This is a genomic window from Peribacillus sp. NPDC058002, assembly GCF_042886655.1.
Classification (GTDB): Bacteria; Bacillota; Bacilli; order Bacillales; family DSM-1321; genus Peribacillus; species Peribacillus aracenensis.
This window is the reverse complement of record NZ_JBHVQU010000154.1, coordinates 1-8,762: the sequence shown is the minus strand read 5'-3', so window position 1 is coordinate 8,762 and position 8,762 is coordinate 1. Positions and strand designations below refer to the sequence as shown.

Annotated in this window: 11 protein-coding genes; 1 reads left to right on the top strand and 10 read right to left on the bottom strand. The window is 38.9% G+C overall.

The genetic code is table 11. From position 1 onward, the window contains the following. The 9 genes from ACFVSH_RS19610 to ACFVSH_RS19570 form a co-directional block, all read right to left on the bottom strand. Positions 1–371, bottom strand: a 371-nt coding sequence (locus ACFVSH_RS19610) for a Glu/Leu/Phe/Val dehydrogenase dimerization domain-containing protein (RefSeq protein WP_387707420.1), incomplete at its 3' end; no start/stop codon positions are given. A gap of 254 nt (positions 372–625) precedes the next feature. Further along, positions 626–1,201, bottom strand: a complete 576-nt coding sequence (locus tag ACFVSH_RS19605; protein ID WP_098370799.1) for a genetic competence negative regulator — start codon at positions 1,199–1,201, stop codon at positions 626–628. Positions 1,202–1,292: 91 nt separating this feature from the next. Continuing rightward, positions 1,293–2,186, bottom strand: a complete 894-nt coding sequence (locus ACFVSH_RS19600) for a MerR family transcriptional regulator (protein ID WP_387597684.1) — start codon at positions 2,184–2,186, stop codon at positions 1,293–1,295. 98 nt (positions 2,187–2,284) lie between these two features. Beyond that, positions 2,285–3,100 carry a metallophosphoesterase gene (locus tag ACFVSH_RS19595; protein WP_387707419.1) on the bottom strand — a complete coding sequence of 272 codons (816 nt, stop codon included), beginning with the start codon at positions 3,098–3,100 and terminating at the stop codon, positions 2,285–2,287. Between the two features lie 95 nt (positions 3,101–3,195). Continuing rightward, positions 3,196–3,654 carry a YpbF family protein gene (locus ACFVSH_RS19590; protein WP_387597690.1) on the bottom strand — a complete coding sequence of 153 codons (459 nt, stop codon included), beginning with the start codon at positions 3,652–3,654 and terminating at the stop codon, positions 3,196–3,198. 142 nt (positions 3,655–3,796) lie between these two features. Continuing rightward, complete coding sequence (locus tag ACFVSH_RS19585; RefSeq protein WP_387707417.1) at positions 3,797–4,609, bottom strand: LysM peptidoglycan-binding domain-containing protein; 813 nt, start codon at positions 4,607–4,609, stop codon at positions 3,797–3,799. Further along, positions 4,587–5,213, bottom strand: coding sequence for a CPBP family intramembrane glutamic endopeptidase (locus ACFVSH_RS19580; protein ID WP_387707415.1), 627 nt, complete (start codon positions 5,211–5,213; stop codon positions 4,587–4,589). Before ACFVSH_RS19580 ends, ACFVSH_RS19585 begins: the two co-directional genes overlap by 23 nt. Then, a complete protein-coding gene (locus ACFVSH_RS19575; protein WP_387707413.1) occupies positions 5,203–6,708 on the bottom strand; it encodes a RecQ family ATP-dependent DNA helicase in 1,506 nt (501 codons plus the stop codon). Before ACFVSH_RS19575 ends, ACFVSH_RS19580 begins: the two co-directional genes overlap by 11 nt. A gap of 2 nt (positions 6,709–6,710) precedes the next feature. Next, positions 6,711–7,772, bottom strand: a complete 1,062-nt coding sequence (locus ACFVSH_RS19570) for a YpbB family protein (protein WP_387597702.1) — start codon at positions 7,770–7,772, stop codon at positions 6,711–6,713. A gap of 290 nt (positions 7,773–8,062) precedes the next feature. On the opposite strand from ACFVSH_RS19570, the gene ACFVSH_RS19565 reads away from it, so the two are divergent. After that, the gene (locus tag ACFVSH_RS19565) at positions 8,063–8,311 is read left to right on the top strand and encodes a ferredoxin (RefSeq protein ID WP_034308087.1); all 249 of its coding nucleotides are present in this window, start codon (positions 8,063–8,065) and stop codon (positions 8,309–8,311) included. A 123-nt stretch (positions 8,312–8,434) separates the two neighbouring features. Here ACFVSH_RS19565 and ACFVSH_RS19560 read toward each other — a convergent pair. Next, positions 8,435–8,762 (bottom strand): ECF transporter S component (locus ACFVSH_RS19560; RefSeq protein ID WP_387707411.1); only part of this gene is annotated, 328 nt, incomplete at its 5' end.

The window sequence follows — 8,762 nt, the reverse complement described above, 5'->3', positions numbered from 1 at the left end:
GGATCACAAACGATGCCGCCTTTACCGCCGCCGTATGGCAAATCAACGATACCGCATTTCAAGCTCATCCAAATGGATAATGCCTTCACTTCACGTTCCGTTACATTCGGGTGAAAACGGATACCACCTTTTGTAGGCCCAACAGCATCGTTATGCTGTGCACGGTAACCCGTGAAAATTTTAACCGAGCCATCATCCATGCGGACCGGTATCTTCACCGTTAATAAACGCAATGGTTCCTTCAACAGCTCAAAAACTTCTTCCGGGTAACCCAGTTTATCCAAAGCTTTATGTATTACAGTTTGGGTAGACCTCAATACGTCATGTTTTTCTTCTTCATTTACATGGCTATTGCCTTTTGCCGATTCCATTGAAAGTACCTCCTAGAAAATCTCCATATATAAAATTATAATGTACAAATAGTCCTCTTCATGTGCTAGTATACACCTTCGTTACATTAATGCAAGAGTAAAAATGGGAATTTAAAAGTTGGAAATATTCTAAAAATGAAAACGTTATCATATAAACTGTTTTCTCACTCTTTTAGCGTATATTTTCTTCGGCGGAAAGTTGAGGCATAAAAGGCAAACCACATTGTTTTTACCATAATGTGGCTGCCTTGTCATCAGCTAAAATGTGTGAGCAAAACATGTATCGCTTCATTTTCGATTATACATGTTCCATATTCATTGATGCGGCTTAGTGTCAATGTAGATGCATGGCCATACTCAGCCGCTAAAGATATGACTGTGTCATAGGTCGTGTCTTTAACATTTTCGATAAGCAAATAATATCTTCCCTCAAAATGATAAAGAGTACTATTAAGCAATCCTTGAAAAGATAATCTACGACATAATTGGACGATATCTTCAAAGTCATTGAAAACATACAGGATATGGGGGAAGTCATCTATTTTCACTTGTAAATCCAAGAATTCCTCTTCGTCGGTCAATAATTCCTCTTCGTCCTTTGTCACAATGATTATCAACCCTTGTGCAGGCAAAGAGAAAATTTCAATTGCAATGGAACCGCTCATTTTAAAGCTGAGTTCTTCGCACGCTTCCTCGACCATATCCTGAAATAGCTTGTGGACCTTTAAGGAATTCCCTAAAATATCTTCTTTTGTTATGCCTCTATCAATTAAATCATCAAGGGTCAAAAAAATCTTGATTTTATTATTAGTTAATCGCTCCAGCTTCATAAAAAAATGCCCCCTGGTTACCATCTTCATACATCATATGAAGCCTTGGTCGCAGGGTGCATATCCATTATTTCTCTTAAGCAGGCGGCCGCTAACCTTTCAGCCATTCCTCCCATTTCGACTGCGTGTCCCCCATTAAAACTCCGCTGAAGGCCGTACGGTTTTCCTCGGAAATGAAGCTTAGCGCCGCACCGCCAAGACCCACCTTCAAATCCGGGAAATCCTTTATTAATGTTTCAACCAGCCTAAATGTTCCATCAAGATTCTCTTTCAGTGAACATGACATGAATAGGTAAGTAGGTTTTATGATGTTTAAGACGGTGAGAAGGTCATTATCAGCAATGGATTCACCTAAATAAATGGTTTCATACCCTTTCCTCTTCAAAAAAACGGTAAAGACCAACAGTCCAAATTCATGTTTTTCACCGGGAGCGCAAACAGTAAGGGCTTTCGGCAGAAAACCATTAGTCGGAATGGTATGCATAACTGAACTGATCCTGGATTTCAGGATGTTCGAAGCAAAGTGTTCATGAGCGGAAGTAATTTCTTCCCTTTCCCACTTATCCCCAATCTGAACCAATATGGAACCAAGTACATCAACTATGGTTTGTTCGATGGTATACATACTGAATGCTTGGCTTATCAGCATATGAGCTTTATTTTCATTGAAATTCAATAGAGCTTCGATTAATTCTTCCGATAACTTAATCGCTTGTTCATTCTTACGGTTCGTTTCAGGAACTCCAGGAGCTAGAGTGCCAGTACTTTCGAGAAGTGAAACGGCTTGGCTTATTGTAAAACCTTGCTTTGTTTTATTGATGAGCCACTTAAGGATTTGCAGATGTTTTTCAGTATACAGCCGGTGGCCCGATTCATTCCTGACAGGCTCGATAAATTTATAGCGCCTTTCCCAAGCCCTAAGGGTTCCCGACTGAATGTCCAGCAGTTTTGAAACTGCCTTTATATTATATTTACCTTCTTGCATGGTTTTACAAGGCCTCCAATAACTATACGATCATTTGTTGAAATTATAGTGGATTTTTCATGGTCTGTAAAATTCCGATATGCTCGATTAATATGAGCCTAATAGGTCTTTTCCTCAGCTTCGCCTATTTTAGTGTCTGTCCCCCTTTTCAGGGTGAAGAGGTGCGTTTCTGGCTTTGCCTCGAGCCTTAATGGCACTTCGCTTGTCCCATAACCATTACTCGTCATATATAAACAGTCCCCCTCTTTTTCAATGCTGCCGATCTGATAGGGCCCGAATCCGAATATACGAATTTGCCCGCCATGGGTGTGACCTGACAGGACAAGACTAATATGGTGTTCCGGGGTCAACTGTTTCTTGACCAATGGATTATGGCTCACCAAAATACGAAAGTCTTCATTCCCGCAATCCGACAGGGCAAGGTCAAGCCTATCACGTTCTTCCGATATATCATCAATGCCCAGAAGAGCGATTTTGCTGCCATTTTGAGACTCAAAAGAAACAGCTGTATTATCAAGGATTTTCACACCATGTTTCAAAAGAGTCGCATCCAGTTCATGGAAGTCTCCCTCATAATCATTATTACCCCAAACAAAATAAAGGGGACCAAGTTCTTTTAATTTCAATATATTTTTTTCTACACGTTCTAAGGGAACCCCGCTTTCCCTAATGTCACCGCCGATTATCACCAAATCTGCTTTGTCACGAGATTCCTCAATTAATTTATCCGCAACGATCCTCCGATGAATATCGGATATAAAAAAGATCCGGACATCTCCAAAGCCTTCAGGAAAGTCTTTAAAATATAAGTCTTGATAAATCACCCTATCTTGCATAGCCGTACGCCACATGTAAATGATCATGGCAAATGACAGCATAATGATGACTAAAAATAATCCAGATAACCATAACATCTAAGTTAAACCTTCTTTCCATCCTTTTCCCAAACGTACTTTCATATAACCATAAAACCATATTACCCGCAATTAAATATGATTTAACGCGATCATCATTTATTTTCATGATATAAGTTAATATCATAATTCTTCTTCATCATTTCAAAAACCTTATGGCGGCTTTTCCATTCTTCCTCTTTTTCCCACAATTGCTTACTTTTATTAATGATTTCACAGCGTAGCAGTTGAAACTCCTTTTCAGCTTTGTCCAGCTTTTTTTTAATTAATACCATATATCCATATAAACCAATTGCTGCCGCCAAAAAGAGAAAATGGCTAAAATGGTCGACGAAAACACTAAACATACTGAAAAAGGAATAGGAATAGGGTACAACGATATAAAAATATAGATAAATCATAAAAAGGGCAGCAACGATCATAGTTGCCCATAAGCTTTGAAGGTGCTTCTTTTTAAGTGCCTCGAATTTTTTCTTTCGATCCACGACATTCTGCAGCATTTGCTTTGTTGCTTGATCCGTTTTCTCATCCAATAAAATGATTGCCGATTCCATCGCATTTCCTCCTCTACTCTTTCAAATCATGATATGAAAAAGCAGAGGAAAAAATGATAAAGTACCTGCCACGTTTATCTTTAAACTGAACTAAGTCATACAATCTTAAAAACACCCTGCCTATAAAGACAGAGTGCCATCGTTATTTCTTGATAGGAATTTTCAATACCTGACCTTTGGAAATTTCATTGCCATTCAGCCCATTCCACTCCCTGATCAGAGCAATCCCTTCCTGTGATTTGTAGTAATTCATGGAAATGCGAAATAATGTTTCTTCACCCTGAACAGTATGTAAGACAACTTTGTATCCCTCTTTATCCGGTTTCGCAGCTTGAACATTTTCGGAAGCCTTTTGCTTTTCCGTTTCTGCCTTCTTTGCTTTTTCGTCAGCTATTTGCTGTGCTTTGGCTTTTTCCTCAGCTTCTCGCTGTGCTTTGGCCTTTTCTTCAGCTTCTCGCTGTGCTTTGGCTTTTTCTTCAGCTTCTCGCTGTGCTTTGGCTTTTTCCTCAGCTTCTCGCTGTGCTTTGGCTTTTTCTTCAGCTTCTCGCTGTGCTTTGGCTTTTTCCTCAACTTCTTTCTGCGCTTTGGCTTTTTCCTCAGCTTCTTCTTTTTCTTCCTCCGCTTTAGCCTTTGCCGATTCTTTTTCCTTTAAATCATCTGCAGTAGCTGTAGTTGGAATCGATTCCTCACTAAAGACGACTTGGTCACTTTTCACATCAGGTACAGGCCTACCCTGCATATATGTATAAAGGGTGTAAAATCCAATTGGAAGTAAAATAAAAAATAATGCTAATAATTGTATCATTGGGAACTTCTTCACTTTACTTTTTTTCTTTTTATTCTGGTGGACTTTGCTCCGCTTGGGCAATGAGGACTTTGCCTTCTGACGTTCAATTCGAGAAATGAGTTCACCAGCCTGATCGTTTTCATTTTCATTCTTTTGCACTCGGCTCATTCAAGTCACCCCCTTTCTTGCTAAACCCTCTTTGCTTTTTGTTCCTGATTAAAATACCAAGGATAAAGTCAATTAAAAAGTGAGCGGTTATCGTCACGATGAGATTATTGGTCATTTCAAATAGAAAACCGATAAAGAAGCTCAAAACCAAAACATTTAAAAATAAAAACCAATTAAATAGGTAACGATAATGAACGGCTGCAAAAATTAGGCTCGTAAGAAGCAAACCAAAATGTGTTTGCAGCACTCCGCGGAATAATACTTCTTCACTTAGCGCAACCACTAAAGTAACGGCAAAAATCATCGGGTATGACAAATTACTGAAAATGCGTTCGTTAATACCTCCATCATCCTGATAGGAAGATGGAGTCACTTTCATAAACAATATGTCCAATAACACGACAATGACTCCAGCGGGAATTCCAATTAGCAAAATGTTCAGGTCATCAAAGATAAATAAGTCAAAAAAAGCTGAACGGTCTTTAAATAAAATAATACCTAAAAAGATGGCTAACGTTAAGAGAATAATTTGCGTAAGAAACAAATTATATAGCAACTGTTTATCTGTAAGTTGTTTAATTATTTCAGCTTGCTTATTTTTCATTGCCATTTTCCTTCTTTAATAAGATATAAGCCAATTCCTTTTTCCAAGTGGAAAAGGAATTCACCGGATCCATCTTCACTTCCGGCCATACATCAGCCATTTTTTCGACATCCATCCCACAAATATCACAGCAGATGGGATTCACTTCCCGATGCATTTCTCCAAAGTAGTCCAGTATCCCTAAACGGCGACATTCCTGGGCATGTATCCAGTGAAGGAATTTATGCAGCTTTTCCTGATTCCTTGATTTTCTCTTTTGACAATACTCTTTCATCTCTTCCATTTGATTTAGGTTATTGCCCGTGCTAAGCTGCGTAAAAAACCGGAGCTGGATTTCGTTCAACGAATAGGATTGGGACAGCCGATCTTTTTCAGCGACGGTCAAATTCGCCATATTTTTGTGTGATGCATTAAGGAACGAACATACACCATCGATTTGCGAATCCGTAGGCAACTGTTGCTCCATCAAATGCAGGGGAAGCCCTTCATCCCCTTCGGTATATAATAAGACAGCCACACTTTGTTTCCGATCTCGTCCCGCCCTGCCTATCTCCTGAAGATACGCTTCCATCGTGGACGGGATATGAAAATGGACAACATATCTGACATCCGATTTATTCACACCCATTCCAAAAGCACTTGTTGCACATATAATTTTCAACTGGCCGGAAATGAATTGCTGCTGAATGAGCATCCTTTGCTCCTGTTCCATTCCACCATGATAATAATTGACACTATCGATCCCGTTATCCTGTAAAAACCCAGTGACTGATTCCGCCACTTTTTTAGAGGAAAAATAAATAATTCCGCTTCCGGTAAATTTTCTGACAAGTTCCAGCACACGGGCTAGCTTCTCCTCGTAGCGGAACATCCGCTCGACAATAATTGCAATATTTTCCCGATCAACAGATGAGACCATTTCCTTGACCTGCCCAATGTTGAGTTTACCAACGATGTCCCTCCGGACCTCATCGGTTGCAGTTGCCGTCAGGGCAAGAGTCAACGGATTGTTCAATTCACGCCTCACTTCTCCTAAATTCAAATAATCCGGACGGAAATCATACCCCCATTGTGAGATGCAATGTGCTTCATCTATGACGAATAAACCTATGTCTATGGACTTCAAGGATTTTATCACACCGTCCAGGCTTAGCATTTCAGGGGATAAAAAGATAAAACGATAACTATGTAACCGGTCAAAAGCTTTCCTTTTTTGATTTAGCGTCAAAAAAGAGTTGAGGGTCAATACACTTTTTTCGCCGCTCATCTTCAACTGATCTGCTTGATCTTGCATTAAAGATAATAACGGGGAGACAATTAGGACAGTCTTATTTAAGAGATAAGCAGGCAGCTGGTAACATAATGATTTACCTGATCCGGTTGGGAGCATAGCTAAGGTATGACGGCCGGACATCAATGATTCAACCACTTCCTTTTGCCCAGGGCGGAATTCATTAAATCCGAATTTTTCTTTGAGGACCCGTTCTATGTTCATCATCACTCACCTATTTTCGCAAGTACAAGTCTTATTTGGAAAAAGCTTATTTGTTTATTATCGACCATCTGCTTGATTGCTTTAAGCTTTTTCGTATCAAGTTCCTTAATAGCGTCAGCAATTTCCCTCTCATCCTCGATAGTTACATAATCGGAAATCGGAAAATCCTTTTCCGATAAGACAATTTCTACGAGGTGATCTTCGATGGTGTTGACCTTCAATCTGCGGATTCCAGCTATTTCATCCAGATTTTTCCCTTCCTGGATGTATCGTAAAGTTGTATTGGTAGATTGTGTCAATTGAGGATTCCCACTGCTTTTCCAATCATTGGTTAATGATGACAAGAGTGGGTAATCCTTTCCCGATTCCATTTCCGCAAGCATTTGATGCAATGTGTCAAGAAATGTAAAGCGAACATACTCTTCTTCTACCTCTTTCCTTTTTGCAATCTGTTCAAACGTAAGTCCAATCCTGTTTATTCCGGTTAACCTCAATATGAAAATGTCTCGTTTCATATCACTTTGACTTTCTAAAAGGAATACCAGTTCATCATATAGATGTTGGGCAATCACCGTTCGATCCTGACGATTGACATGTAAAAATTCCTTTACGAAGAATTGGATTTTGGGATTTCGTTGAATCGGATAAAAACGTCTATCATTGTGGACAATATGGGATATGGTTTGAATGAGTAAGTTTAACCTTCCCCAGAAAACCGGGGTTATATTGTTATACTTCCAACCATTTATATACGCCGGAAAAGGATATTTTTTAAAGTAATCGCCTAACATTCCCTCACCTTGCATACTAATTTCATACGCATCTGATCTATCCGTTAAATTAATCATCTCATGCTTAAGTAAATGATCAATGTTTTGATTTAATTGCTGACGGGTAAATCGGGGTATTGTCCCAAAAATATCCGTTAAGCCGAATAAATGGGCATCCTGGATTGTTTGTGACGATTTCTTACCCTGCAGCATATGGTATATAGCATAAATGGAACGTTCGCCTTGAAATTTTTTTATCGCATATAGAATGATGGCCTGTAGATAATTATTCATGGGACTCACATCCTTGTTTCATTTAACCAATAACCCCATTGTAACAAAAAACTGCATAAATCGCCGTTATTAATGATGAATACAAGGAAAAATATGTGACTAAATGACGAACCACGGAAAGAACCAAATTAATTATTACGATGTTTTTCGTTGACATTCAGCTACATGATAGTTATTATCAATACAATTTCTATTGAAAAGTTTGGCATTCGGTCTTACAATAAGAAAGAGATAATAATCTGAAATAAAAAGATTATCAGTTGTTAAACAACTTAGGAGGGGTTATATTCATGGCTAAATTTACTATTGTGGATAAAGAAACATGCATAGCTTGTGGAGCTTGCGGAGCAGCCGCACCAGATATATATGATTATGATGACGAAGGGATTGCATTTGTTACCCTTGACGATAACGAGGGAATCGTTGAAATTCCAGATGTACTTATAGACGACATGATGGATGCATTTGAAGGATGCCCAACGGATTCCATTAAAGTTGCTGACGAGGCATTTGACGGAGACGCACTAAAATTCGAATAACGGTACAAGCCATTTTCAATCGAGAATGGCTTTTCTTTTGTCTCATACCTAAATAACAAACATAAAAAAAAAACAACCGAATATGGATATCCGGTTGTTTTTTCATTTCTATCGTCAATGCCGTTAAGCATTTTTATATAATGTTTGTTTATTGATCCATGTCTGTAATTTAATGAACAGCAACATGAATACAGATGTGATGAGCACGCCTTTAATCACGTTGAAAGGCAAGATTGCCGTCGTAACGAACTTTCTTGACTCTGGCGCCGACATTGCATCCCATCCCATAAAGAAGGTATATGCCGGTAAAAAGACAAAATAGTTTAAAACACTCATGAATACTGCCATTGAAACTGTCCCCGCAAGTAAAGCGAACGTCATCCCTTTTTTTGAATTGATTTTCTTAAATACATAATAAGTTGGCAAGACAAACAGTATTCCGGCTATGAAG